Here is a 25,057-nt window from a genome sequence, read left to right on the forward strand (position 1 = left end):
TTACAGGGAATGAACACCTTCTTCAACAAATACGCCGTGCGCATCGCCGTCACCCTGGTGTTTGTAGTGGTGGCCTGGACGATCAGGGCCAGCCTGGCGCCGATGCCCTTTTACCGGCACCTGCTGGCCTCCATACCCGTGGTGATCATCACGCAGTTCATCTGGAGCGTGCTCAACCTCATCCATAAACTGCTCAACCGCTGGATGCCGTTCCGCCAGTACCTCTACAGCCGCATCATCCTGCAGATCACCGTGGGGCTGCTGCTGGTCTGGGGCCTTCGGAGCTTCGCCCTGTACATGGCGCCGCGCGTGCTCGACATCACCATCGAACCGCTGGCAAGGGCCATGATCGCCACCATCAACAACCTCGTGTCGATCACCGTGAACCTGGCGCTCATCAGCGAGTACTTCACCGGCCGCTGGAAACAGAGCATCGTGAAAGCGGAACGGCTGGAAAAGGAAAAAGTGCAGATGCAGTTCATGCACCTCAAAAACCAGGTAGATCCGCATTTCCTGTTCAATGCGTTTACGTCGCTCGACAGTCTTGTGAAAACGGATCCCGACCTGGCGTCCCGTTTCATCGGCCACCTTTCTAAAGTATACCGCTATGCATTGCAGCACCGGGATAAAGACCTGGTGCCGCTGCATACGGAGCTGTCGTTCCTCGGGCATTATATCACTTTACAGAAAATCAGATTTGGCCCTGCCCTGGAGATTGATATCCAGGTGGATGAAAAGCACCACGACCGGCGCGTGGCCATGGTCACGCTTCAAATGCTGATAGACAATGCCGTGAAACACAACGAGGTGCATGCGGCGCATCCGTTACGCATACGGATATACGTGGAGAACGATTATCTCGTTGTAGCCAATAACAAACAGATTCGCAGGCAGTTGGCCGTGTCTGATAAACAAGGGCTGCAGCAGCTGCGGCAGCTCTATACTTTTTTAGGAGAACGGGAAGTGATGGTGCAGGATGGTGACGATACCTTCAGTGTGGCCCTTCCTTTGCTGTAAAACCGATCGCATGAACATTCTCATACTGGAAGACGAACCGCTGGTGGCCGCGCATATGACTGCGCTGGTGCGCCAATTGCAACCCACCTGGCAGATAGCAGGGCCGGTGGCCAGCATGCGCGAAGCGGAACAATGGCTGCGCGCGCATCCCGCGCCGGATCTGGTGCTGGCGGACATCCAGCTGTCGGACGGCATCAGCCTCGACCTTTTCCATCACCTGCATGCCTGCCCCGTCATCTTCACCACCGCCTACGATCAATACGCCATCCGCGCCTTCAAGATCAACAGCATCGATTATTTACTGAAACCGGTTGACCCGGAAGAACTTGCCGCCGCTTTCCGCAAATACGCTTTATTACGCGAGAAATACGCCAACCCGGCATACGTGCAGGAACTGATGCAGTTTGTGCAGCACCAGCAGCGGAAACAGGCGTACAAGGAAAGTTTCACCGTACACTACGGGAAAAACGTATATGTGGTGCCGTTAGCGGAGGTGGTTTGTTTTTCGAAACGCGAACTGATCTACCTGCACCAGCACAACGGCCGGCAGTGGATCACGGATTTCCGTTCGCTCGATGAAGTGGAGGAACTGATCGACCCTGAAAGATTTTACCGGGCCAACCGGCAGTGCATCGTGCACAAACCCTATTTAACCGGTTATAAAACAGACGATACGAGCCGCCTGACCCTGCAGCTGAAAATGGACAAACCGCCGGAAGTGATCGTGAGCAAAGACAAAGCGGCGGCGTTCAAAGCGTGGTTCGACTGAGCGGCTTACACCGTAAACTGCAATTCGCTGAGGCCTTTGTAGAGCCCTTCTTCTTTCCCCATCAGTTCTTCGTGCGTGCCGGCTTCCACCACATGGCCCTTGTCGAGCACGAGGATCATATCCGCCCGGCGTACCGTAGAGAGGCGGTGCGCGATCACCACGGACGTTCGGCCCTGCATGAGTTTATCGAGGGCATCCTGCACCAGTCTTTCCGATTCGGAATCCAAAGCCGAGGTGGCTTCGTCGAGGATCAGAATGCGCGGGTCTTTCAGTACGGCGCGGGCAATGGCGATGCGCTGGCGCTGGCCGCCGGACAACTGGATACCGCGTTCGCCCACCACCGTATTCAGCCCTTCGGGGAAATGCTGGATAAACTCCCAGGCGTTGGCCTGCCTGGCGGCGTGGATGATCTCTTCCTCACCGGCCAGCGGGTTACCGTAAGCGATGTTTTCGCGGATGGTGCCGCCGAACAGGAAAACATCCTGCGGCACAACGGCCATCTGGTTGCGGAGCACCGACAGATCATAGCTGTTGGCCTCTTTCCCGTCGATCAGGATGCGGCCGCTCACGGGGTCGTAAAACCGGAGCAACAAAGACACCACGGTGCTTTTACCGGCGCCGCTGGGGCCTACCAGCGCCACCTGCCATCCGGGCGCAATATGGAAACCCACATTTTCCAGCACGGCAATGTCTTTCCGGGAAGGGTACTGGAAACTGACCCCGTCAAAACGGATGTCACCGGCGATGGCCGGGATGCGCTGCGCGGGCGGCAGGGGGTGTATGTCTTCGATGGGCTCGTCGTGTATTTCGAGCAGGTTTTCGGAAGCGCCCAGCGCACGCTGGATGCGGGTGTAGATTTCCGCCAGGCCGCTGATGGAGCCGCCGATGAAACCGGAATACAAAATGAAAGAGAACAGCTGGCCTACTTCGATATCGCCGGCGGCCATGAGCATGGCGCCTTTCCAGATCACGGCCGTCATGGCCCCGAAGAGGCCCAGTATCAGGAACGACACGAACGCGCCCTGGTAAGCGCCGGCCTTGATGCCGGTGGCGGCGGCTTCGTTGGTCTTGGTGCGGTAACGCCCGATCTCGAAAAATTCGTTGGCGAAAGCTTTTACGTTAAAGATGCCTTGCAGGGTTTCTTCCACGATGGTATTGGATTCCGCCACCTGCGCCTGCACCTCTTTGGAGAACCTGCGGATAAAACGGCCGAACACCACGGCCAGCACACAGATCACGGGCACGATGGCCAGCATGAACAGCGTGAGTTTCCAGGAGGTGACCGCCAGCAGGGCGATACCGCCGGTGATGATGATCACCTGGCGGAGGAATTCCGCCAGCGTGGTGGTAAACATGTCCTGCAACTGGGAGATGTCCGACGAAATGCGGCTGTTCAGCTCACCCACACGGCGCTCCGCGAAAAACTTCATGGGCAGCCGGATGAGGTGGCTGTACGTTGCCTGCCGCAATACGGCCAGCGTTTTTTCGGTTACAGATACGAATATGCGGATGCGGAGGTAAGAAAATAGAGATTGCAGGATGAGGACGGCGGCCAGCATGAGGCCGATTTTGTCGAGCTGCTGCAGCAGCTGCCCCTTATGCCCGGCGTCTACCAGGTTGCCGAGCAGCGCCGGGAAGGCGAGGCTGGCGCCGCTGGACAGCAGCAGCATCAGCAGGCCCACCGCGAACTGAAAACGGTAAGGTTTGGCGTATTCATACAGGCGTAGGGCCTTGCGTATTCCTGTCAGCGAGATTTTTGCACGTTTCGGCGGTTGCTCCATGGGTCGAAATTAAGCTTTTCCTACGCTGTAGACGACCGGGAGCGGGAAATATTGTACCCTGTTATCAAAAGAAAAACTAATATCTCTCCCGCCAGGATACAGACGTACCGGAGGGAGCTTTGCCAGAACTCGCCCGTCATCCAGAAATAAAACGCCAGCGGCAGCGTAACGGCCAGGCCCAGGAAAGCCAGCAGGAACTTGGTGTTCACAAAAAACGAATAGGCGGCGAAACCGCCCTTCGCCGGCGTATCTTTCATTTTCCGCAGGCAGTAAACGTTCTCGTACACGTCCGCCGCCCAGGCCACCAGTTGCAGCGCCGCCACCAGCCAGAAAAAGTACTCGCCCAGGCCGGTTTTGGCGCCGATGACGATACAGAGCAGGGCAATGGCGGGATAGAAGCCCGCCATGAAAAGAAAATCGACCCATAGCTGGGTTTTCAGCGCCCGCCGGGCCGGTGGTTCCAGGCCGGCGACCAGTTTGTCCATTTCGGCTTCTGAAGCGGGGAATTGCAGGTCGAGGATCGAGAACGGCGACTGTTCGCCGCTGCCGGCGCGGTACCGGAATTTTTTCGCCAGCTGCATCATCCACAGCAGGGTGGCCAGCAGCAGGCCAACGCAAAGCACGAGGTAAAAACGCGGGTCTGTCATAAGGCTATTTTTTTTGCTTCGTGAGGATGTCGGATACGCCGCGGAAATCCTTCGCGGAGGAATTCACGGCCTGGTGCACCACGATGCGGGCGGTTTTGTATTCTTCCCAGTTGAAATCGTCCAGCAGGAACCGGCCGGCCGCCTGCGCGCCCAGCACAAACAGTTCGCGCTGCTTCTCCGGCGGGATGTTAAAGTCCAGCCAGTTGTATTCGTGCACATGGATCACGCCGATGCCTTTGCGGAACAGACTGTTCTTCAGCAGGAAATCCTTGTCGTAATAATACCGCACGGTATTGAAGAGTTTGCCGAGGTAAGCGCCCAGGCCAAGCTGATCGGCGTGATTGACGGTATGGTCGGCCGGTTTGGCGTCGTCCAGCTCGATGCCGAAAGTAGGCAGGCGGGGAATGGTCACTTCAGGGTTGTAGAGGATGTTGATCGGGAAGTTCGACAACACGCCGCCGTCCACGAACCGTACGGCGGTAGGGATATCGGCCGGCTCCATCAGCAGATGGTTGCGCCAGTGCGTCTGGATAATGGGCAGGTGCCGCGGAATGTTGCGGATGATGTGCGATTCAAAAAAGATCGGGATGCTCATCGACGCCCGGACGAACTCTGCGGGGTGCAGTTCGTGCTGGTGCTCGCGGAAGAGGTTCCACATTTTCGGGAACTCGATCTTGTTCTGCGTGATGATGTCCGACGTGATGAGGGTGATATCCGGCCTGAGGCCTTTGGTAGGGTCGTCGCCCAGGCTGCGGTCGGTTTGCACGTTACGGATATGCAGGCCTTCCGGCACCTGTCCGGATACGCGTTCGAGGTCACCGATCGTTTCGACGCCGTTCTCCCGCATGATCATCTTGATCCATTCGGTGAAGTTATTACCCGGGTTCACGCCGAAGCCGCGGTTCTTGAGGCGCTGCAGCAGGTAGGTGCCATAACCCGCCGCCAGCCCGAGCCCCAGCAGCACCATGCCCGTGAGAATGTACGATACCAGCGCGATGCCGTTGAACAACGGGTAGTGATGGCGCAGGCCGGTGCTGACGATGTCTGTCAGTATGAGCACCACCAGGGTGATGGCCAGCCTGCGCACGCCGTTTTTAATGCGGCCGGCGAAGTTTTCCGTTTTGATCACCCATTTGATGAGCCGCTGCGCGAAAGGATGGCCGTCCACGAAATCAAAAAAGGGTTTCTCGCACAGGTATTGGAGGATGCGTTCGGATTTGGTGCGGTTCCCGGCTTTGTCTTCCTTCACCACAGACAGCAGCGTGGTATTGATGGCGCCCGCGCTGGTGCCGGCGAGGCGCATGAAACGGATGCCGGCCTTTTCGAGGATGTAGGTATACCCGACGAGGGCGACGCCCAGCACGCCGCCGCCTTCCTGCACGAGGTGCACGTATTGATGCCCGTCTTTATCGAGGGTGTCTGATACAACAAGGTCCCGGTAATTTTCGCCGAACCGGTTTTTCAATGCGTGTAATACGGCGGTCACTTCAGGCGCTTCCGTAAAGAATTCCGGCGCCAGGGTCTGATTCGAAGGCATGTAGCAGTATTTGGGGGTATTAACAGATACTGCTCAATTTACAACATACGCCCGGTAAATGCAACGGCTTTATTCGAAGGCCCTGTAAGCCTTGTGCTGCGCCAGCGCGAGCATTTCCTTGTCGCCGCTGCTGTCGCCGTAGGCGTAGATGGTGTGGAACGTGGTGAGATGCACGGCTTCTTTGATGCGGCATACTTTTTCGTCGCCGTTGCAGTTGCGGCCGTGGAGCAGGCCGGTGATGCGCCCGTCGTTCACCGCCAGCCGGGAGCCCAGGCAGGGGATGCCGAGGGAATTGCTCCAGGGGGCCACCCAGTTTTCGGCGGAGGCGGTCACGATGTATACAATGTGGCCTTCGGCTTTGTGCCAGGCCAGTGCGTTCAGTGCTTTGGGCCGCAGCAGGGCGGGGAGGCGCTCACGGCAGAAGGCGGTGCATTGGCGCTGGAATTCGTCGTGCGGCGTGTTGCGGAAAAAGAACGTCAGCACGATCTCTTTCATGCGCTGGTTCGAAATCGCCTTGAGCTTGAACAGCACCAGCAGGGGCGACAGCACGGCCATGCCGGCATACAGCGCAGTGGCGCCTTTCTGGAACCGGATGATTTCGAAAAGGGTGTCTTTCCGGGTGATGGTACCATCGAAGTCGAAAAAAGCGATGACGTTTTTCAAAGCTTCAGCTTTTTAAAGATGAACTCGGGGATGCTTTTGATGATGAGCATGATATACCGCCAGAACCAGCGGGTATAGATCACGTTCTTTTTGGCGTCCGCGGCGTTAAATATGTCATCGGCCACCTGCTCCGGTTTGGCGGTGAGCAGGGGAGGAAGGGTAAGGTTTTCCGTCATGCGCGTATACACAAAACCCGGCTGCACGCTCATCACATGCACACCTGCATGAAACAGGCGGTTGCGGAGCCCGCTCAGGTAAGCGGTGAAACCGGCTTTGGCGCTGCCGTACAGGTAGTTGCTCATACGGCCGCGCTCACCGGCCACGGAACTGATGCCGATGATGGTACCGCTATTGTGGGCGGCCATTTCTTCCGCCACAATGTTCAGGATGGAAACGGCGCCGGTATAGTTCGTGTGGAGGATGCGCGCGGCTTCGTCCCAATTGCGCTGCCCTTCTTCCTGGTTGCCCAGGTAGCCGAACACACAAACGACAATCATGGGTTTGATGGGGAGCGACTGGTAAAAGGCGGCATGGCTGTCGAAGTCCAGTGCGTCGAAGGCATGGGTGCTGACCGGCACGTCGTACCGGATCTGAAGGTCGTGCTGCAGGGCCTGCAATTCTTCCGGCCGGCGGGCCGCCAGCTGGATGGCATATCTGCCCTGTGCGTATTTCCGGGCAATGGCCACGGCCATATCCGACCCGGCACCAAGAATCAAAACGGTAGATGTCATCTATTCAAAAAATACTTTGTTCGTCGGTAAATAAATAATCAGGTAAAAACTCAGTATCCACAGGAGAATGGTCAATTGGATGAAGCGGTCTTTGTACAGGATCTTCGTAGGGGAACCGGTATCGTTCTCTACGTAAGCGATCTGCAAGTATCGCATTAATCCGGCAATTACGAAAATACTGGTGTAATAAAGGCGGTAGGTTTTAAAGCGGTCCATGGTGGCGGGAGCCATGGTATACATGATATACGCCACGATGATCACCGCGGATACGACGGCCAGCGAGATGTTGAGAAAATCCATGTTATACCCTTCCGAAGCCTTGCGCATGTCGCGGCCGGAAGCCAGCTTCAGCACGATGTCGTCGCGCCGTTTGGCCAGCGCCATAAACAGGGCGAGCAGGAATACCATGAGCATCAGCCATTCCGACACGCCGATCTCGGAGGCGGCGCCGCCGGCTTTTACGCGCAGCACGAATCCCGCGGATAAAATGAATACGTCCAGTATTGAAATATTCTTCAGGCCGAAGGAGTAGGCGAGGTTTAAAATAAAGTAGAGACCGAGGATGAACGCGAACTTGGCGTCGATGAACCATGCTCCGGTGAAGCCGGCGGCCACGAGCGCTACAAACAAGGCAAGGGCGGCGTTTTTCGATACGGCGCCGGAGGCCAGGGGGCGTTTGGATTTCTCCGGGTGGGCCCTGTCCGCTTCGATATCGCGGTAGTCGTTGATGATATAGATACTGCTGGCCACGAGGCAGCAGCAGATGAAAGCGCCTGCGAGAACGAGCAGTTTGTCAACATTAAAAATCTGGCCGGCAAAAAACAGCGGAATGAACAGGAATAAATTCTTGGCCCAGTGTTTTGGCCGTAAGAGTTTCAGATATTGCAAGGGGATCAAACTTTATTGCGAAGCAAGTTACAATGAATCTGAGGATTTGTCGCTATTTTTGCCTTCTTTAAATAGATAATTAGCATTATTTGTAAATCGCCCCTGGTCATGACTGATCCCTTTTTGACACCGCGCAGAGCCACACTGATTGAAAGCATTCTGATTATCGGCCTCGCCCTTGTACCGTTATTCGCCACGTTCCCTTACCGCGTAAACATCTTTCTGTCGTGGGAAGGCGCCTACCGCCTGTCTGAAGGGCAGGTGCCGTACCGCGACTTCGGCACGCCGCTGGGCTTCGGTTACTGGCTGATGCCGGCGCTGTTTTTCAAGCTCTTCGGCCCTTACCTGGCCTCGCTCATCAAAGCGCAGGTGCTGCTCAATATCATCGGCGGTTTTTCTTTCCGGTCCATTCTCAGGAGTGTAGGCGTACCCGTGGGGGTTCGGGTGCTGGCGGTGCTGGTGTTCGTACTGTCGTACGCGTTCCCGAACTTCTGGCCCTGGTACAACAATACGGTGATCATCTATCAGTTCGCAGGCCTCGCCTTACTGCTGATTGCCCTGCAGGGCGGCAAATGGCGCTGGCCGGCACTGTTCGGCGCCGCCTTTTTCACGTTCCTGAGCTTTTTCACCAAACAGGACGGCGGCGGCCTGGCGCTGCTGCTGGCGCTGGCCCTGCTCGGGTATCACAGCATCCGTGAAAAACGCTGGCATGAACTGGCGGGTTTCATAGGTTTTTATACCGTGGTGGCGCTGGCTTTCATCCTGCCTTTCGTGCCGCACGGGTTCGGATACTGGTTCAACCACGGGCAACCGCCGCACAACTCCCGTTTGTCCGTCAAGGATTTTGTGGATGAGTTCCTCGTAATGTCCCAGTGGCTGAAGTTTTACCTCGTGCTGATCGTGCTGCTGCTCGTGCCTTCGCTCCGTCATTTCAAAACCCTCTGGGCCGACAAACAGCAGATGCTGTTCATCCTCGTTACCATCGGCATCCTGGTGGAAGCCGCCCTGTTCCAGGTAACGAGTTATACGCCGCCGGACAACAACATCTTTTTCCATGCATTCGCCTTTGCCTTTATTTTCACCCGGCTGGGGCAACTGCTGCAAATCCGCACCGAAGCCCTCAAACCTTTTATCGGCGGTGCTTTGCTGGTGGCTTTATGGTGGTCCGGCGCGTTTTACAAGTACGTGGACCGTATCATCAGCCGCCTGCTGCCGCCGCCCGCCGAAACCGTGAAAGGCGGGGAGAACGTCGTTTCGCGCAACAACTTTCTGCTGAATACCGATACCACCGACGTACCCACGTCCGAATGGGTATTTTCCAGCCTCCCCGAGTTCAAAAAAATCTACATGCCCCCGTCTACCGTACAGGGCATCGACCGGCTGATGGCGCTGCCCGAAGTGAAAACGAAAGGGAAGGAGCTGCACGTGCTGAACCTCACCGAACTGACGCCGCTCAAACATGCGATCGGGTACCGGGACGAGACCGGCCACAACATTCCGCTCTGGCATCACCTCGGCGTGGGCATGTTCAATAAACAACTGGCCGAATACAAAAACCGCATCGCCCGCAGGGAATACGACATCGTGCTGTATGAATATGCGCCCACGCTCAATAACTTCTTCCCGTTCGCCCTCCGCGACGACCTGAAGCAGCACTACCGGCAGGTAGACAGCTTCCTGGCGCCCCGCCGGCCCACGAATGCCACCATCGAGGTGTATATGAAGTAAAAAGCGATTACCTTGCGGCTCTTTGAATGTTCGCAAACCGCAAGACGAGACCATGCATCGCAGCACTAACAAATCGACGCTCATCCTGGCCCTGGGCCTGGTGTACATATTATGGGGCTCCACGTTCCTGGGCATGAAAATCGGCGCCGAAGTGCTCCCGCCGTTCCTGCTCACCACGCTCCGGTTCATCCTGGCCGGCAGTCTGATGCTGGCCATCGGGTTCTGGAAAGACCGGGAGATGCCCACGCCCCGGCAATGGCTGAACGCCGCCATTGTGGGCGTGCTGCTTATCGGCATCGGCAACTCCACCGTGGCGCTGGCCGTTACGGTGATGCCGTCGGGCATGGTGGCCCTGTTCATTGCCGCGCTGCCGGCCTGGTTCATTACGCTCGACTGGGCGTTTTTCAGTAAAAAGAAACCCAAGGCGCTCACCGCCTGGGGCCTGTTCCTCGGTTTCGCCGGGCTGTTTTATATTTTCGACCCTTTCCACCTCTTCACGGCCGGCTCCGCCGCCACGCGGAACATTCCCCTCTGGCCCATTCCGTTGCTGACGCTCGGCTCCATCGCCTGGTCCCTCGGCTCGCTGCTGTCGCCGCGCATGGACATGCCCAAACAGATGACCGCCTCCGGCATCCAGATGCTGGCCGGCATGGTGGTGTGCCTGATCATGAGCCTGAGCCTCGAGTTGAAAGACTGGGACAAGTTTTACGAGATGACCACCCGTACCTGGGGCGCCATCGTATACCTGGTGCTGTTCGGCTCACTGGTGGGCTTCACGGCGTACAGCTGGCTGGTGAACAATGCCCCGCCTCAGCTGACGGCCACCTATGCCTATGTGAACCCCGTCGTGGCCATTTTCCTCGGCTGGCTCATCCTCGACGAAAAACTCAGCATACAGTCGTTTATCGGCTCCGCGATCGTGATTGCGGGAGTGGTGCTGATGACGTTGAAAAAGAAGTAATGGTAACGGCTCACTTCGTCAGTTCCACCTCGAATTTTACGATGGCAGTGTCCTGCAGCAGGCGGTTGTTCATCTCGTCCATTTTTTCCATGGTGCCCGTCAGCTCGTATTTCCCTTCGAGCATGCCCGCTTCGCAGCGCGTGGTGGAGATGTTTTTGATGGTCAGCTGGTAATCCCGGAACAGCCGTTCCAGTGTTTCCGTGGTCAGGTTGGCTTCCTGGTAGCGGATGGCGTAGTATTTCCGGTCGCGGCGGCGGTTGATGATGTCTTCGACGAACGACAGGCCCCATAAAATCAGCAGGGTAATGATCACGGTGCCCCAGGCCAGCCCGTAGGCGCCGATGCCGATGGCCATGCCGATGGCGGCGGAGATCCAGATGGTGGCGGCGGTGGTGATACCGTCTACCGTAAATCCGCCCCGGAAAATCACCCCGGCGCCGATGAAACCCACGCCGGTGAGGATATTGGAGGCTACACGGTCGCCCGTGGTGCCGGGCATATGGCTCCCCACGATGGTGAAAAGCGTGGAGCTGACGCAGATGATGGCGATGGTGCGGATACCCGCCGCCTTGCGCCGCATTTCCCTTTCGAACCCGAGCAGGCAACCCGCCGCCATGGCCGCCAGCAGGCGGGAGAGCATTATTTCATCGAACATGTATGTCTCTTTTAATCATTAACAAACACCCGGCAACGGGATACCGTTCACGGACAGGAGGCGGTCGAGCCGCAGCACCAGCCCGTTATCCAGCTGCAAATACTCTGCCTTGTTGAGGGTGTAGAGGTTGGTGATCCGGGCGGTTACTTCCTGCGGGTGGCCGTCTTCGTCGTGAAACGACAGTACGCAGAGGGTTTGCATGGTGGCCCAGGCCTCCAGGCGGTCGTAATAGTTACAATCGATCGGCTGATATTGCTTTTCCGGTGTTTCCATAAATTTCAGTTTCTAAATTACATCGTGGTGGCCTATTTTTGCAGCACTGAAAAAAAATAAAAATAATCCGGCATGTTAGAGTCTACATTTAAGTTTCCCAACCAGACCGCTTTTTATAAAGGCAAAGTACGGGATGTGTACACCATTGAAGACAAATGGATGGTGATGTTCGTCAGCGACCGCATTTCTGCATTCGACGTGGTATTACCCCGTCCGATCCCTTATAAGGGCCAGGTATTGAACCAGATTGCGGCCATTATGCTGGATGCCACCAAAGACATTGTGCCCAACTGGGTAAAATCCGTTCCCCTGCCCAGCGCCACGGTAGGCCTGAAGTGCGAAACCTTTCCCGTGGAAATGGTGGTGCGCGGCAACCTGACCGGCCACGCCTGGCGTACGTACAAGAGCGGCAAACGCGAGCTGTGCGGCGTAACGATGCCCGAAGGGCTGAAAGAGAACGATTTTTTCGCGTCTCCCATCATTACCCCCACCACCAAAGCTCATGAAGGGCACGACGAGGATATTTCCCGTGAGGAGATCATCGCCCAGGGCCTGGTGAGCAAAGAAGATTACGAAAAACTCGAAAAATACACCCTGGCGCTGTTCGAGCGCGGCCGTGAACTGGCAGCCAAACGCGGCCTGATCCTGGTAGACACCAAGTACGAGTTCGGTAAAATCGGCGATACCATTTACCTGATCGACGAAATCCACACCCCGGACTCCAGCCGTTATTTTTACGCCGAAGGGTACGAAGCCAAACAGAAAGCCGGCGAGCCGCAAAAGCAGCTGAGCAAGGAGTTCGTACGCGAATGGCTGATGGAAAACGGCTTCCAGGGCAAAGAAGGCCAGCAGGTGCCGGAAATGACCGACGCGTTCATCGAAAGCGTGAGCAACCGCTACATCGAGCTGTTCGAGAACATCACCGGCCAGCAATTCAAGAAAGAAGACGTGACGCCGGCCGAAGCGGAACAAAAGATCATCGAAACGTTGAAAAGCCTGTAATACGGAAGGAGCGGGAAACCGCTCCTTTTTTATTTCCCATACCATGAGCCGCCCGTGTAGGCGGCGAAGGCCATCCGATAACCTGGCTGCTGATGCTGGTTTGCCTGGCATTGGGTGTATGGCTGATTGCGGACCGCAAAAAGGCATCAAAAGTAGTACCTGCGGAAGCAGACCGTTTGGCCGTCATTTTCCGGCAACTCATGAACCCGCCTTCCGGGCATGTCGGTTAAACGCCCATTTTAGCTTTCCCCACATTCTGCCAACTTATTTGAACAGCGGTTGAACAAGCAAGCGCGGCAATCGCTACATTTGTAAAGCGATAAAAGGGGAGGTACGGAAACCAGACACCCGGTAACCCCGCACTAAGACAGGATCACGGATGAATACGCAGAAAACGGCAGCCTGCCGGGCAGGGAGCTGTGGGTACCATCCGGGCCGCAGAGACGACAAACTTTAACAACAGATGAAACACCTGGCAGCTTTAAACAAGTATTTCGTAAAATATAAATGGCGCTTTTTACTCGGCATGCTGTTCACCGCGATATCCATCGTGTTCAGCGTTTTCCAGCCGATACTCGTGCGCCAGATATTCGACCTGCTGGAGCAAAACCTGAAAAACTACCGGATGCTGAGCGATACGGATCTGAAAACGGTTTTCAGGAGCGGTTTCACCAAAACGCTGGCTTTCTACGGCCTTTCCATCCTCGGCCTGGCGCTGCTCAGCGGGTTCTTCATGTTCCTGCAGCGGCAAACCCTGATCGTGATGAGCCGCTACATCGAATACGACCTGAAAAACGAGATCTTCCAGCAATACCAGCGCCTCGACCTTACGTTCTTCAAAATGAACCGTACCGGCGACATGATGAGCCGCATCACGGAAGACGTGTCGCGCGTGCGCATGTACGTAGGCCCGGCGCTCATGTACGCCACCCGCACCGTCATCATGATGGTGATGATCATCTGGCTGATGTGGGAAGTGAATCCCAGGTTAACGCTGTATACCTTGTCGCCACTGCCTTTGCTGGCCCTCACCATTTATTTCGTGAACGCCGTTATCCATAAAAAGAGCGAGCGCATCCAGTCGCAACTCTCCAACATCACATCGGTGGCGCAGGAAAACTATTCCGGCATCCGGGTGATCAAATCATATGTGCAGGAAGCGCCGAGCGCGGTGCATTTCGAGCGGGCCAGCGAAGACTACAAGAAGAGCTCCATCAGCCTGGCCAAAACCGACGCGCTGTACCAGCCCGCTATGGCGCTGATGATCGGCCTGAGCGTGATCCTGACCATTTTCATCGGGGGCATGCAGGTGATCGGCGGAAATATCACCATCGGCAACCTCGCGGAGTTCGTGCTGTATGTGAACATGCTCACGTTCCCGTTTTTCTCCATCGGCTGGGTGGCGTCGATGATACAACGTGCCGCGGCCTCACAGCAGCGCATCAACGAGTTCCTCGACGAAAAGCCCCGCATCAGCGACGCGCCGGACGCAAAGGCCATCACCCTGAAAGGGGAGGTCCACTTCTCCAACGTTTCCTTCATTTACGAACATACCGGCATACAGGCGCTGCGCAATTTCGAGCTCACCATCAAACCCGGCCAGAAAGTGGCGATCATCGGGCGCACCGGTTCCGGCAAAACCACCCTGGCGCAACTGCTGATCAGGATGTACGACCCGCAGCAGGGGCGGATCCTGATCGACGGTACCGATATCCGCGATATGAAATTATCGAGCCTCCGCAACCAGATCAGTTATGTGCCGCAGGACGTGTTCCTCTTTTCAGATACCATCAGCAACAACATCCGTTTCGGCGAGCCGGCGGCCGACGAAGCGGCCGTACACCAGGCAGCCCGGCAGGCCTCCGTGGAAAAGGACATCCTGCAGTTCCCGGAAGGATTCAGCACCATGGTGGGAGAGCGCGGCGTTACCCTCAGCGGGGGGCAGAAACAGCGTGTATCCATCGCCCGCGCGCTTATCCGCAATCCGAACATCATGGTGTTCGACGATTGTTTATCGGCCGTAGACGCCCGCACGGAGAAAGAAATCATCGGCAACCTGTACGCCTACCTGGAACATAAAACAGCCATTATCATCACCCACAGGATCTTCTCGCTCTTCGCATTCGACAAGATCATCGTGCTCGACGAAGGGGGTATGGCGGAAAGCGGTACACATGAAGAATTATTATCACAAAACGGCTACTATGCAGAGCTGTACGCGCGTCAGCAAACAGGGGAAGAAGAAAGCGTAAACGGGTCGTTTTCATGAGGTTGTAATTCGCTTCCATCAACGTTTCCGCGAAATATAAGATGATTTTTCAAAATCATTTAAAATTATTTTGATATTTGTAAAACAATAGTATATTTGTTGATTATTGATCATTCAAACAGGATTTGATTCGTTAACACTTAAATCTATCAACTGTGGCGTACGAAAACAACAATCAACAGGAAAGAAACAACGACAGCATCTTTTCCAAGCGATTGAAAGCGGGCAAAAGAAGAACTTATTTCTTTGATGTAAAAACTACCCGGGGGAACGATTACTTTTTGACTATCACCGAAAGTAAAAAACGTTTCAACGATAACGGTTACGACAGGCACAAAGTATTCCTGTACAAAGAAGACTTTAACAAGTTTCTGAATGCTTTGACCGAAACCATCAATTATGTTAAAACGGAATTGATGCCCGATTTCGATTTTGATGCTTACAACCACGACTACTCCGAGAGCCGTGAAGATGAGCAGGATGGCGAAAGCATCGGCGTTGAAGCATCTGCTCCCCGCGTGCAGGTGGCTGCTGAAGCCGAAGCCGAGGCACCCGCTCCCTCCGGTGAGGATGTAGACAAATGGTAGTTCTTCTTCCCTGACAACAATAAGATTTTAACCTCCGGCAGTCACACCGGAGGTTTTTTTATTGCCTGTATGTTTGTGCTCAGTGCAGGTGTTGCTTCACCTTTTCCTTCAGGCGCCCTTCCCTGTAACCTATCCAGTGATCGATTACCGTTCCGTTTGGTGAGATCATCACATAATGCGGAATGCCGTTCACACCATACCTTGCTGCGAGTCCGGCCAATCCCCAGTCGTCGTTCAGGTTCACCCAGGTGATCTTTTCCTTTTCGGAATACTTTTTCCAAACGCTTCTTTTGATATCGATATTAAGGCTGATCACCGTGAGTGTTGACCGCAGGCTGTCGGCGATCGTCTTCAGTTCGGGCATGGCTTCGAGGCAGGGGCCACAGCCCACGCTCCAGAAATCGAGCAGCAGGTATTTGCCTTTGTAGTCCGCAAGTTTATGTTGTTTCCCGGCGAGGTCCACCATGGCCGTATCGGCCATCGGCTCCCCGTTTTTCACGACCTTCGGTGGAAAGAGGTATGCCGCAATTTCCCTGCCTTCGCGGCTTTTGCGCTGTTTTTCAGGCAGGCTGTTGTACAAGGCCACGGTGGCCCCACGGGTTGTGTTGGCTTCGTTGTATTTGGTATCCATCGCGTACCGCTTCAGTTTTTCGAACCACAAATCCGTTACCGGCAATTGCCGCATGATGGCCAGCTCTGTTTCCGAGATGCGGGTAAAAGCCTTATCCGCTGCAGCATTCAGCGAATCCCTCGCAGCATTCAGCGCCTGCTTTTCATCGCCTTTCGCCATGGCGCGTTTTTTATTCAGCTGCCGCTGCGCGATCAGCAATTGTTGCCACCGGTCCCAGTTGTGTGCGTTCGGTTTGATGAAACGGCCGGCTTCCTGCTGTTCCGGCAAGGCGCTGTTCACTTCCCAGGTGCGGATAAGATACCCGTTGGCATCAACGTTGATTTTTGCGCCGGGTTTGGCCCAGACGTCGAGCCAGAGCGAGGGGAAATTTTCTCCCAGCCCGCGGAGCGCGTACAGCCCCGTTTCCGGCCCGATGCTGTCGGTCAGCCGGAACGTACCGTTGCGGATGGTGTCCTGTGTCCGGGGGATGAGCAGGGTGCCATCGTTCAGGTATAACCCTACCACTTCGCCGTCAGGGATATCTTTCACGCGCCCGGTAACGGTAAACGTGTGTTGTGCATGAACGGCTACGGCCAGCAGCATTGCGGTCAGCGTAAGGATGGATCTGGAGAACATAGGCGGTGTTTTGGGTGGGGGAATGTTCGTTTTACCGAATATACGACGGTTGTTTCATAACCGCTCCTCGATAAGATGTTTACCGCCGCGTCCCATAATAAAAGGGAACGGCATACTGCGCCGTTCCCTTTCATATCTCCTGCGTGCGGACTGTTATTTCCGCAGCTGTTTGTAAGCGTTAATGAGGCCGTTGGTGGAAGCATCGTGCGAGCTTACGGGCGTTTCGTCCGTCAGTTCCGGCAGGATGCGGTTGGCCAGTTGTTTACCCAGTTCCACGCCCCACTGGTCGAAGCTGTAAATGTTCCAGATCACGCCCTGTACGAAGATCTTGTGCTCGTACAGCGCGATGAGCGCGCCGAGGCTGCGCGGCGTTACCTGTTTCAGCAAAAAGGAGTTGGTGGGCCTGTTGCCGGTAAACACCTTGAACGGCACGAGGTCTTCCGCCGCACCTTCTGCGCGTACTTCATCCGCCGTTTTACCGTTCATGAGCGCTTCCGTTTGCGCGAAAAAGTTAGAGAGCAGTTTGGGATGATGGTCGCCGATCGGGTTGTGGCTGATCGCCGGTGCGATGAAATCACAGGGAATCATTTTGGTGCCCTGGTGGATCAGCTGGTAAAACGCATGCTGCCCGTTGGTGCCCGGTTCTCCCCATACGATGGGGCCCGTCTGGTAATCCACCGGCTGGCCGGTTCTGTCGGTATACTTGCCGTTGCTTTCCATATTCCCCTGCTGGAAGTACGCCGCAAAGCGGTGCATGTACTGGTCGTAGGGCAGGATGGCTTCGGAATCGGCATCGAAGAAGTTACCGTACCAGAGGCCGATGAGCGCCATGATCACGGGGATGTTCCGTTCAAAGGGCGTGTCTTTGAAATGCAGGTCCGTCGCATGCGCGCCTGCGAGCAGGGCGGCAAAGTTGGGATAGCCGATGGTGAGGGCGATAGACAGGCCGATGGCGGACCAGAGCGAATAGCGGCCACCCACCCAGTCCCAGAAAGCGAACATGTTCTTCGGATCGATACCGAAGGCGGTCACTGCTTTTTCGTTGGTGGAGAGCGCGGCGAAGTGCAGCGCGATATCTTTTTCCTTCCCGCCGTTTTCGAGGAACCAGCTGCGCGCCGTATGGGCGTTGGTCATGGTTTCCTGGGTGGTGAAGGTTTTGGAGGCGATGAGAAACAGCGTTTCGTCCGCCGTCACTTTTTTCAGCGTTTCGGCGATATGCGTACCGTCTACGTTCGATACGAAATACGTCTGGATGCCTTCCACCCAGTAGGGGCGGAGCGCTTCGGTCACCATGACGGGGCCCAGGTCGGAGCCGCCGATGCCGATGTTGACGATATAACGGATACGCTTACCCGAAAATCCTTTCCAGCTGCCGTTATGTACGCGGGTGCAGCAGTCCTCCATCTGGCGGAGCACGGCATTCACTTCCGGCATCACGTCTTTTCCGTCGAGCAGTACGGGGTGATTGGAGGTATTGCGGAGGGCGGTGTGCAGCACGGCCCTGTTTTCTGTGGCATTGATCTTATCGGCGCCGAACATGGCTTTCACGGCATCGGCGAGGCCGCATTCCTGGGCGAGGTTCTGCAGCAGCTGGAGGGTTTCCGCCGTGATGATGTTCTTGGAATAATCGAAGAGGATGTTTTCGAACTGCAGGGAAAAAGCCGCGAAACGTTTCGGGTCTGCCGCGAAGAGGGCGCGCAGGTGCGTCTTTTTCATCTCGGCCGCGTGGGCCTGTAACTGTTGCCAGGCTTTGGTAGCAGTTGGATGTACTGTAGGGAGCATACGATCTGATTAAATATAAAAGATGGGTAAAAATACACAGTAATGCGGGATAATCAACCCGGCTGCCCGCGTTTGCGAAGTATTTGCAGGATAAGCGCCAGGGCCAGCAGGGCAATGACGACGGTAGCGGCGGCGATGATGGGCGCCGATTCGCGGCCGCCTTCGGCTTCCCTTTTCAGCACGATGCCGTAAAAGGCCCATACGTTGACGAGCCCGAAATAAATATTGTTGTAACGAAGGATCATGAAGAGCGCCACCAGCAGCCCGATCATCATCATGGCCAGCGTCCATGCCACCGGGGGGATGCCATTGAAGCCCAGGGCCACCGTCCATGCGGTGAGGTTGGCCAGCGTGGCGATGCTGATCCACCCGAAATACAACCCGAAGGGCAGGTGAATGAACAGTTTTTCCTTGCGGCCCGCGCCGGGATGCGCGATCTGGAAATTGCGGTGGATGGCGGCCAGTGAATAGAGGATGATCAACATGAAAAACAGCGAGAGCGTGATGGCCCGGTAATGCCAGGCGAACAGCCAGCAGGCGTTGCCGAGGCAATTGAGCAGGAACCAGCCTTTCATGCGTACCTGGAATGCGTCTAGCTCCGCTTCGTGCCCCTTTGAAAAGGCCAGCCATAGCTGGTATCCGGCAAAACCGAGGAGGGCCAGGTAAATAACGCTCCAGATAGAAAAAGTAATGCCGGCGGGGGTGAACAGGTTGGGGTATTGTGCAGAAATTTCCCCGGTTGTGGCGCCGTTGAGCGTACCGATGTTGGCCATTACGTTAACGCCGATGGCCACGATCAGCGCGATGAGATTGAAGGATGACTGCTGCCGGTAATGGGGTATCGTTCTTCTGGGTGCCATAGCCGAGCTTTGTTTGCATTTCATTAACAAAAATCTGTCCAAATTGGTTGCGCACCGGAACCTATCACTTCAAAACGAACCGGTTACCGGATATAAACACGTTTCATAATTCGTTAATAATGGTTTATCTTTGCGCACTTATGACAATAGAACAATTGAAGGATATGAGGGACCGTCTGTACGTCCTGGGAGGTTTTCTTTAACGTCCGGGACCGTATAGACAAGATCGAAAACGACCGGCAGATGACCCTTGCGCCCGGATTCTGGGACGACAATGAAAGGGCTACGGCCATCCTCAAAGAAATTAAGGTTAACAAATTCTGGGTAGACCTCTACGAGCAGGTACGTACGGCTATTGAAGACAGTGCCGTGCTGCTGGAGTTTCAGAAAGAGGGCGAAGCCACGGAAGAAGAAGTGAACGCCGCCCATCAGCATGCGCTGAATGAGCTGGACGGACTGGAATTCAAGAGCACGCTCAACGAGCCGGAAGACGAAATGCCGGCGGTGCTCACCATCAACTCCGGGGCCGGCGGCACCGAGAGCCAGGACTGGGCCGAGATGCTGCTGCGGATGTACCGCATGTACGGCGAGAAGCAGGGCTGGAAGGTGAGCGAGATCGACGTGCAGTACGGCGACGGCGCGGGCATCAAATCCGCTACGCTGGAGTTCGACGGCGAGTTCGCCTACGGGCTGCTCAAAGCCGAAAGCGGCGTGCACCGCCTCGTGCGTATTTCGCCTTTTGATTCCAATGCCCGCAGGCATACGTCGTTTGCTTCCGTGTTCGTGTACCCGCTCATCGACGATACCATCGAAGTGGCCGTAAACCCGGCCGACCTCGAATGGGAGTTTTACCGTTCCGGCGGTAAGGGCGGGCAGAACGTGAACAAGGTGGAAACCGCGGTGCGTTTGAAACACATTCCTTCCGGCATCATCATCGAATGCCAGCAGGCGCGTACCCAGGGCGAGAACAGAACCAAAGCCCTCGCGATGCTGAAAAGCCGCCTCTACGAAGAGGAGCTGCGCAGGAGGGAAGAGCTCAAAAACGCCACCAACGCAAACAAACGCAAGATAGAATGGGGCTCCCAAATCCGTTCGTACGTATTCCATCCTTACAAGATGATTAAAGACCACCGCACCGAGTTCGAGGTGGGCAATATTCAGCCTGTGATGGACGGGGAACTGGACGGCTTCATCAAGGCGTACCTGATGATGCAGAAAGAAGAAGAGAAAAGCTGATCACCAACCGTCAGCCGCAACCATATTGATCACGAAACAACAACAATCTAAGCTATGCATAATGCTTATTTTGACTTTGCAGCACCAGGCAATGAACCGGTTATGAGCTTTGCTCCGGGTTCCCCGGAAAGAGCGGCGCTGAAAAAGCAGCTGGCCGCTTTCAAGAGCCAGGAAATGGACATCCCGATGTACATTGGCGGAAAGGAAGTGCGTACCGGCAACACGGTCGACATCCGTCCCCCGCATGAAATCAAACACAAGCTGGGGCACTTCCACCAGGGAACGGCCAGCCATGTGACAGACGCCATCAACGCGGCCCTCAAGGCGCGCCAGCAATGGGCGGACACTCCCTGGGAGCACCGCGCAGGCATCTTCCTCAAAGCAGCAGAATTACTGGCCACCAAATACCGCGCGCATACCAATGCCGCCACCATGCTGGGCCAGAGCAAAAACGCGTACCAGGCCGAGATCGACAGCGCCTGCGAACTGATCGACTTCCTCCGTTTTAACGTGCATTACCTCACGGAAATTTACCGGCAGCAGCCGGTGAGCTCTCCCGGCGTGCACAACCGCCTGGAATACCGCCCCCTCGAAGGATTTGTGCTGGCCGTAACGCCGTTCAACTTCTCCGCGATCGGCGGCAACCTGCCCACCTCCGCCGCCATGTGCGGCAACGTGGTGGTATGGAAACCGGCCAACACGCAGGTATACCACGCCAGCTTCTTCATGAAGGTATTGATGGAAGCGGGCCTGCCAGACGGGGTGATCAACCTCGTGTATGCAGACGGCCCCACCATCGGCGACGTATGCTTCGCACACCCCGATTTCGCAGGCATCCACTTCACCGGTTCTACCGGCGTATTCCAGACCATGTGGAAAACCATCGGCAACAACATCGCAAAATACAAGACCTATCCGCGCATCGTGGGTGAAACCGGCGGTAAGGACTTTGTGATGGTGCACCAGTCGGCCGACGTGGACACCGTGGTAACAGCCCTCGCCCGCGGCGCCTTCGAGTTCCAGGGCCAGAAATGTTCCGCCGCGTCACGCGCTTACCTTCCCAGCAACATCGCAGACGAGATCAAATCCAAACTGGCAGCGACGCTGAAAACCATGAAAATGGGCACCACCGAGGATTTCTCCAACTTCATCAACGCAGTGATCGACGAACGTTCTTTCGATAAGATCACCTCGTATATCGACAACGCGAAAAAAGCGGACGGCGTGGAAATCATCGCCGGCGGCAATTACAGCAAAACGGAAGGTTACTTCATCGAGCCGACCGTGATCGCCACCAACGACCCGACCTATGTGACCATGTGCGAAGAAATCTTCGGGCCCGTGCTGACCGTTTATACGTATGATGCAGCGAAGTACGAAGAAACGCTGGAACTGGTGGACCGTACCAGCACTTATGCGCTGACGGGCTCCATCATCGCCCAGGACCGTTACGCCGTTGAGCTCGCCACCCGCAAACTGGTGAACGCAGCCGGCAACTTCTACATCAACGATAAGCCCACCGGCGCCGTTGTAGGCCAGCAGCCGTTCGGCGGCGCGCGTGCCTCCGGCACCAACGACAAGGCAGGTTCGCAGCTGAACCTCTACCGCTGGCTGAGCGCCAGAACGGTGAAGGAAACGCTGGTGCCGCCTGCGGACTACCGTTACCCGTTCTTACAGGAAGCTTAATGAACATAGAAAAAGCCGCCTCAGCAATGAGGCGGCTTTCTTTTTCTGACTACTTTCCCTAGTTCGTCAATACTTCCGCCAGCTTGGCTTCCAGCGCGTCGCCGCGCAGGTTGCGGGCAATGATCTTGCCCTTCGGATCCAGCAGGAAATTCTGCGGGATACCTCTTACGCCATACAGCTTCGCCGCTTCGTTGTCCCAGAACTTCAGGTCGCTGACCTGCGTCCAGGTGAGCTTATCGTCTTCGATCGCCTTCAGCCACGCTGCTTTGCCGGTAGGCTGGTCGAGCGACACGCCGAGGATCTCGAAGTTTCTGCTTTTGTATTTTTCATACGCCTTTACCACATGCGGGTTTTCCGCGCGGCAGGGGCCGCACCATGAAGCCCAGAAATCGATGAGCACGTATTTGCCCCGGAAATCGGTCAGCTTCACGGGTTTGCCTTCCGTATCGTTTTGCGCGAACTCGGGCGCCTGTGCGCCGATGGCGGTGTTCTTCCAGCCGCTGATCGTTTTGGCGAAAGCTTTTCCGCCGACGCTGTTCTGTACCGGCGCCGCGAAACTGTGCAGCAGGTCTTCGATTTCCTTCACATCGTCCGGCATGGAACCGGCGTATTGCTGCAGCCCGTCGAGCGCTACCGGGCTGGCAGTATTCGCTTTTACGAACGCCAGCAGCGAGGCTTTTTCCTCCTTGCGGATGGCGTCATATTTTTCGTTCTGGCTTTTTTTGAAGGCTTCGCTTTTGCGGGTAGCCTCATCCGCGGCAGCATAGGCTTTGCCTGCTTCCTGGTACTGCGCTTTCGCGGATTTGGTAGCCTCCTGCAAACGTGTGTAGTCAGCGTTCAGAGGGCCGCCACTTACTTTGGCATCCCCGATCCCTTTATCGCTGCTCACCTGCAAGGTGCCTTTTTCGAGATAAAAACCGAGCGATTCCATGCGGAACGCCTTACCGGATCCGGGCAGCGGACGTACTACCAGCGTGCCGCGCACCGGGGCGGGCACTTTGCCTTTGATCACAAAAGCGCCTTTATCCACCTCGGCGGAATCCGTAAAGTTGTCGGCGCCCACCCGGTAATACAGGTATGCGCGCGATGGCGTGCCGGGGTCGGCGATGGTCCCTTTCACTTCAAAGGGTACGTCCTGGGCTAACAGCGACAAAGGAAGAAAGAGCGCCGCAGCTGAGATCATTTTTTTCATAATGCTGATGGTTTGGGTTGATTTAATATGGCCTTGTATCCAGCGGTACATTCCAGTGCGGATTGTATTGCAGGATGGTGTTCGAAATGTTGAGGATAAAAAAGTCGGAATCGATGGCCGCTTCGAAACGTTCGCTGCCCAGGCTATGCACGATTTTCGATTTGTGCCAGGGTTTGCCGGGCTCGAGCACGAACCGCTTCAGATCGAGGAACCGTTTGATGCCGGCGGCGGGCAATTCCCGGCGGCGTTCCTGGAGCACGGCGGCGATCACTTCGTCCTGCGCGGCGGCGGTGAGGGGCGGGGTACCGGTTTTGTAACGGTATTGCCGCAACAGGTTCACATCCGCCACCGCTTCCGCGAGCCGGTTGGTGCGGGCGTAAGCTTCGGCGCGGATCAGCAGCAGCTCGGGATAGGTAAAGCCCGTCGTCATCTGCGTTTTGGCGCCGCGGTAATACTGGATGCGGGTGCCGTCGTCGTACGCCGTGCCGTTGTAAGTGGTTTTGTAACCGGGTGCGCTGAGGAAAAAATATTTGTACCGCAGGTCGTTATCCTGGTCGAACAGCGCGATGAATTCAGCGGAAGGATAACTGCTGGTGGAACGCCCGGCGCCGCGGTCGGTAGCGCGGAAAAGCAGTATCTCGCGGCTGTTGACCGCTTCCAGGAAGTTGTCCGGCGCCTTGATGGTGCTGTTGATCACATTGGCGGGATTGGTCCAGCTGAAGTCGTTGTAATTGTACAGCACTTTGCCCGGCCCGCCGTTGGCGATGGCGGCCGTCCAGGCGAGGTTGGCGTAATACGCCGCACTGTCGTACCGCTGCGTGAACAGGTGGTAATTGGCCAGCATGGTCTGCACCGCTATTTTGGTGGGGCGCGAAGGCCAGTTGGTCACCGCCGGCGCGTCGGGCAGGGCGGCATGCAGGTCGGCCGCCACCCGTTTGAACACTTCCTCCTGCGTCGACAAATCGACCATCGGCGCCGTAATGTCCGAACTGGTCACGTACGGGATGGTGCGTTTGTTATTGGTGCTGCCGGGTTTGTACACAGGGCCGTACACGAGGGTATGATGAAAATACCCCCATGCGCGCCCTGCCAGCGCCTGCGCCGATACGCTCCGGGCGTACTGCGCATCTTCACTTTTGATGGACGGGATACTGCGGATGCCGTCGATCACATTGTTGAAATAAGCCGCCGCCCGGTAGGTGCCCCAGTCCCAGAAGTAATCCGACGTATTGGGGTTGCCGTAAGGCTGGCGGAAGGTGTATGCATAGAACCGGTCGATGTTGGGGTGGTTATTGGCTTTATAAGCCACTTTCCCGATGCCTTCGGACAGTTCCAGGTTGTCCGTCAGGTAACCGAGCATGCTGCCGGTGTTATTATCGAGAAAGATGTATTGTACGATGCCCGTATTATCGAGCAGGTGGTCGAAGTCCGCTACTTCCGACGGGATCATTTTCCCTTTCGGTTTCACGTCGAGGAACTTGCCGCAGGCTGCAAGCAGCAGTACCCCGCAGGCAACGCTTATGTATGTACGAAGTAGTCTCATCACG

At 56.0% G+C, this 25,057-nt stretch carries 22 protein-coding genes; 9 read left to right on the forward strand and 13 right to left on the reverse strand.

Translation table 11 applies throughout. The annotated features are described in order from the left end of the window. The first annotated feature begins 9 nt into the window (after positions 1–9). Both EGT74_RS13975 and EGT74_RS13980 read left to right on the forward strand, forming a co-directional pair. Positions 10–1,017: a sensor histidine kinase gene (locus EGT74_RS13975; RefSeq protein ID WP_123847207.1), complete on the forward strand. Its 1,008-nt coding sequence runs from the start codon at positions 10–12 to the stop codon at positions 1,015–1,017. Between the two features lie 10 nt (positions 1,018–1,027). Then, positions 1,028–1,786, forward strand: coding sequence for a LytR/AlgR family response regulator transcription factor (locus EGT74_RS13980; protein WP_158618151.1), 759 nt, complete (start codon positions 1,028–1,030; stop codon positions 1,784–1,786). A 5-nt stretch (positions 1,787–1,791) separates the two neighbouring features. Here EGT74_RS13980 and EGT74_RS13985 read toward each other — a convergent pair whose 3' ends face one another. The 6 genes from EGT74_RS13985 to EGT74_RS14010 all read right to left on the reverse strand — a co-directional run bounded on the left by EGT74_RS13985 (position 1,792) and on the right by EGT74_RS14010 (position 8,033). After that, on the reverse strand, positions 1,792–3,567 hold the full coding sequence (locus EGT74_RS13985; RefSeq protein WP_123847209.1) for an ABC transporter ATP-binding protein: 1,776 nt from the start codon (positions 3,565–3,567) through the stop codon (positions 1,792–1,794). A gap of 20 nt (positions 3,568–3,587) precedes the next feature. Further along, a complete protein-coding gene (locus EGT74_RS13990) occupies positions 3,588–4,214 on the reverse strand; it encodes a hypothetical protein (protein ID WP_123847210.1) in 627 nt (208 codons plus the stop codon). 4 nt (positions 4,215–4,218) lie between these two features. Then, positions 4,219–5,751 (reverse strand): patatin-like phospholipase family protein, encoded by a 1,533-nt coding sequence (locus EGT74_RS13995; protein ID WP_123847211.1) that lies wholly within the window; start codon positions 5,749–5,751, stop codon positions 4,219–4,221. 69 nt (positions 5,752–5,820) lie between these two features. Further along, positions 5,821–6,414, reverse strand: a complete 594-nt coding sequence (locus tag EGT74_RS14000) for an HAD family hydrolase (RefSeq protein ID WP_123847212.1) — start codon at positions 6,412–6,414, stop codon at positions 5,821–5,823. Next, entirely contained in the window at positions 6,411–7,145 is a 735-nt protein-coding gene (locus tag EGT74_RS14005) for an SDR family oxidoreductase (protein WP_123847213.1), read from the reverse strand. The genes EGT74_RS14000 and EGT74_RS14005 overlap by 4 nt, the downstream gene beginning before the upstream one ends. Next, a complete protein-coding gene (locus EGT74_RS14010) occupies positions 7,146–8,033 on the reverse strand; it encodes a decaprenyl-phosphate phosphoribosyltransferase (protein ID WP_123847214.1) in 888 nt (295 codons plus the stop codon). A gap of 108 nt (positions 8,034–8,141) precedes the next feature. Here EGT74_RS14010 and EGT74_RS14015 point away from each other — a divergent pair, with 108 nt between their 5' ends. Continuing rightward, entirely contained in the window at positions 8,142–9,761 is a 1,620-nt protein-coding gene (locus EGT74_RS14015; protein ID WP_123847215.1) for a hypothetical protein, read from the forward strand. Positions 9,762–9,813: 52 nt separating this feature from the next. Then, positions 9,814–10,722, forward strand: coding sequence for an EamA family transporter (locus EGT74_RS14020; RefSeq protein ID WP_123847216.1), 909 nt, complete (start codon positions 9,814–9,816; stop codon positions 10,720–10,722). A gap of 10 nt (positions 10,723–10,732) precedes the next feature. Here the strand turns inward: EGT74_RS14020 and EGT74_RS14025 are convergent, their stop codons facing one another. Together EGT74_RS14025 and EGT74_RS14030 are read right to left on the reverse strand one after the other, a co-directional pair. Beyond that, positions 10,733–11,377 (reverse strand): MgtC/SapB family protein, encoded by a 645-nt coding sequence (locus EGT74_RS14025; RefSeq protein WP_123847217.1) that lies wholly within the window; start codon positions 11,375–11,377, stop codon positions 10,733–10,735. A gap of 18 nt (positions 11,378–11,395) precedes the next feature. Then, positions 11,396–11,650: a hypothetical protein gene (locus EGT74_RS14030; RefSeq protein WP_123847218.1), complete on the reverse strand. Its 255-nt coding sequence runs from the start codon at positions 11,648–11,650 to the stop codon at positions 11,396–11,398. 72 nt (positions 11,651–11,722) lie between these two features. Between EGT74_RS14030 and EGT74_RS14035 the strand changes: the two genes are divergently transcribed. The 3 genes from EGT74_RS14035 to EGT74_RS14045 all read left to right on the forward strand — a co-directional run bounded on the left by EGT74_RS14035 (position 11,723) and on the right by EGT74_RS14045 (position 15,508). Continuing rightward, positions 11,723–12,652, forward strand: coding sequence for a phosphoribosylaminoimidazolesuccinocarboxamide synthase (locus EGT74_RS14035; protein WP_123847219.1), 930 nt, complete (start codon positions 11,723–11,725; stop codon positions 12,650–12,652). Positions 12,653–13,115: 463 nt separating this feature from the next. Next, positions 13,116–14,921, forward strand: a complete 1,806-nt coding sequence (locus EGT74_RS14040; RefSeq protein ID WP_123847220.1) for an ABC transporter ATP-binding protein — start codon at positions 13,116–13,118, stop codon at positions 14,919–14,921. 155 nt (positions 14,922–15,076) lie between these two features. Continuing rightward, positions 15,077–15,508 (forward strand): DUF3276 family protein, encoded by a 432-nt coding sequence (locus EGT74_RS14045; protein WP_123847221.1) that lies wholly within the window; start codon positions 15,077–15,079, stop codon positions 15,506–15,508. A 79-nt stretch (positions 15,509–15,587) separates the two neighbouring features. Here the strand turns inward: EGT74_RS14045 and EGT74_RS14050 are convergent, their stop codons facing one another. The 3 genes from EGT74_RS14050 to EGT74_RS14060 form a co-directional block, all read right to left on the reverse strand. After that, entirely contained in the window at positions 15,588–16,754 is a 1,167-nt protein-coding gene (locus EGT74_RS14050; RefSeq protein ID WP_123847222.1) for a TlpA disulfide reductase family protein, read from the reverse strand. A 153-nt stretch (positions 16,755–16,907) separates the two neighbouring features. Further along, positions 16,908–18,536 (reverse strand): glucose-6-phosphate isomerase, encoded by a 1,629-nt coding sequence (pgi, locus tag EGT74_RS14055; RefSeq protein ID WP_123847223.1) that lies wholly within the window; start codon positions 18,534–18,536, stop codon positions 16,908–16,910. 53 nt (positions 18,537–18,589) lie between these two features. Then, positions 18,590–19,396 carry a TspO/MBR family protein gene (locus EGT74_RS14060; protein WP_123847224.1) on the reverse strand — a complete coding sequence of 269 codons (807 nt, stop codon included), beginning with the start codon at positions 19,394–19,396 and terminating at the stop codon, positions 18,590–18,592. Positions 19,397–19,536: 140 nt separating this feature from the next. On the opposite strand from EGT74_RS14060, the gene prfB reads away from it, so the two are divergent. Beyond that, a protein-coding gene (gene prfB, locus EGT74_RS14065; RefSeq protein WP_123847225.1) for a peptide chain release factor 2 occupies positions 19,537–20,632 on the forward strand; the annotation gives its coding sequence in 2 pieces (ribosomal slippage) (positions 19,537–19,596 and positions 19,598–20,632; 1,095 coding nt in all). Between the two features lie 102 nt (positions 20,633–20,734). Further along, a complete protein-coding gene (gene pruA / locus EGT74_RS14070; protein ID WP_246008211.1) occupies positions 20,735–22,318 on the forward strand; it encodes an L-glutamate gamma-semialdehyde dehydrogenase in 1,584 nt (527 codons plus the stop codon). A 58-nt stretch (positions 22,319–22,376) separates the two neighbouring features. On the opposite strand, the gene EGT74_RS14075 is transcribed toward pruA, so the two are convergent. Then, positions 22,377–23,510, reverse strand: coding sequence for a TlpA disulfide reductase family protein (locus tag EGT74_RS14075; protein WP_158618152.1), 1,134 nt, complete (start codon positions 23,508–23,510; stop codon positions 22,377–22,379). 22 nt (positions 23,511–23,532) lie between these two features. Next, on the reverse strand, positions 23,533–25,053 hold the full coding sequence (locus tag EGT74_RS14080; RefSeq protein ID WP_123847228.1) for a RagB/SusD family nutrient uptake outer membrane protein: 1,521 nt from the start codon (positions 25,051–25,053) through the stop codon (positions 23,533–23,535). Positions 25,054–25,057 lie beyond the last annotated feature (4 nt).

The sequence above is a fragment of the Chitinophaga lutea genome (assembly GCF_003813775.1).
GTDB classification, from domain to species: domain Bacteria; phylum Bacteroidota; class Bacteroidia; order Chitinophagales; family Chitinophagaceae; genus Chitinophaga; species Chitinophaga lutea.

Excerpts from the sequence above, each read along its gene's own strand:
- EGT74_RS13980 (WP_158618151.1), top strand. The coding sequence starts at position 1,028 with ATGAACATTCTCATACTGGAAGACGAACCGCTGGTGGCCGCGCATATG.
- EGT74_RS14040 (WP_123847220.1), top strand. The coding sequence starts at position 13,116 with ATGAAACACCTGGCAGCTTTAAACAAGTATTTCGTAAAATATAAATGG.
- EGT74_RS13990 (WP_123847210.1), bottom strand. The coding sequence starts at position 4,214 with ATGACAGACCCGCGTTTTTACCTCGTGCTTTGCGTTGGCCTGCTGCTG.
- EGT74_RS14030 (WP_123847218.1), bottom strand. The coding sequence starts at position 11,650 with ATGGAAACACCGGAAAAGCAATATCAGCCGATCGATTGTAACTATTAC.
- pruA (WP_246008211.1), top strand. The coding sequence starts at position 20,735 with ATGAGCTTTGCTCCGGGTTCCCCGGAAAGAGCGGCGCTGAAAAAGCAG.
- EGT74_RS14035 (WP_123847219.1), top strand. The coding sequence starts at position 11,723 with ATGTTAGAGTCTACATTTAAGTTTCCCAACCAGACCGCTTTTTATAAA.
- EGT74_RS14005 (WP_123847213.1), bottom strand. The coding sequence starts at position 7,145 with ATGACATCTACCGTTTTGATTCTTGGTGCCGGGTCGGATATGGCCGTG.
- pgi (WP_123847223.1), bottom strand. The coding sequence starts at position 18,536 with ATGCTCCCTACAGTACATCCAACTGCTACCAAAGCCTGGCAACAGTTA.
- EGT74_RS13975 (WP_123847207.1), top strand. The coding sequence starts at position 10 with ATGAACACCTTCTTCAACAAATACGCCGTGCGCATCGCCGTCACCCTG.
- EGT74_RS13995 (WP_123847211.1), bottom strand. The coding sequence starts at position 5,751 with ATGCCTTCGAATCAGACCCTGGCGCCGGAATTCTTTACGGAAGCGCCT.
- EGT74_RS14075 (WP_158618152.1), bottom strand. The coding sequence starts at position 23,510 with ATGAAAAAAATGATCTCAGCTGCGGCGCTCTTTCTTCCTTTGTCGCTG.
- EGT74_RS14080 (WP_123847228.1), bottom strand. The coding sequence starts at position 25,053 with ATGAGACTACTTCGTACATACATAAGCGTTGCCTGCGGGGTACTGCTG.
- EGT74_RS14050 (WP_123847222.1), bottom strand. The coding sequence starts at position 16,754 with ATGTTCTCCAGATCCATCCTTACGCTGACCGCAATGCTGCTGGCCGTA.
- EGT74_RS14020 (WP_123847216.1), top strand. The coding sequence starts at position 9,814 with ATGCATCGCAGCACTAACAAATCGACGCTCATCCTGGCCCTGGGCCTG.
- EGT74_RS14015 (WP_123847215.1), top strand. The coding sequence starts at position 8,142 with ATGACTGATCCCTTTTTGACACCGCGCAGAGCCACACTGATTGAAAGC.
- EGT74_RS14060 (WP_123847224.1), bottom strand. The coding sequence starts at position 19,396 with ATGGCACCCAGAAGAACGATACCCCATTACCGGCAGCAGTCATCCTTC.
- EGT74_RS13985 (WP_123847209.1), bottom strand. The coding sequence starts at position 3,567 with ATGGAGCAACCGCCGAAACGTGCAAAAATCTCGCTGACAGGAATACGC.
- EGT74_RS14025 (WP_123847217.1), bottom strand. The coding sequence starts at position 11,377 with ATGTTCGATGAAATAATGCTCTCCCGCCTGCTGGCGGCCATGGCGGCG.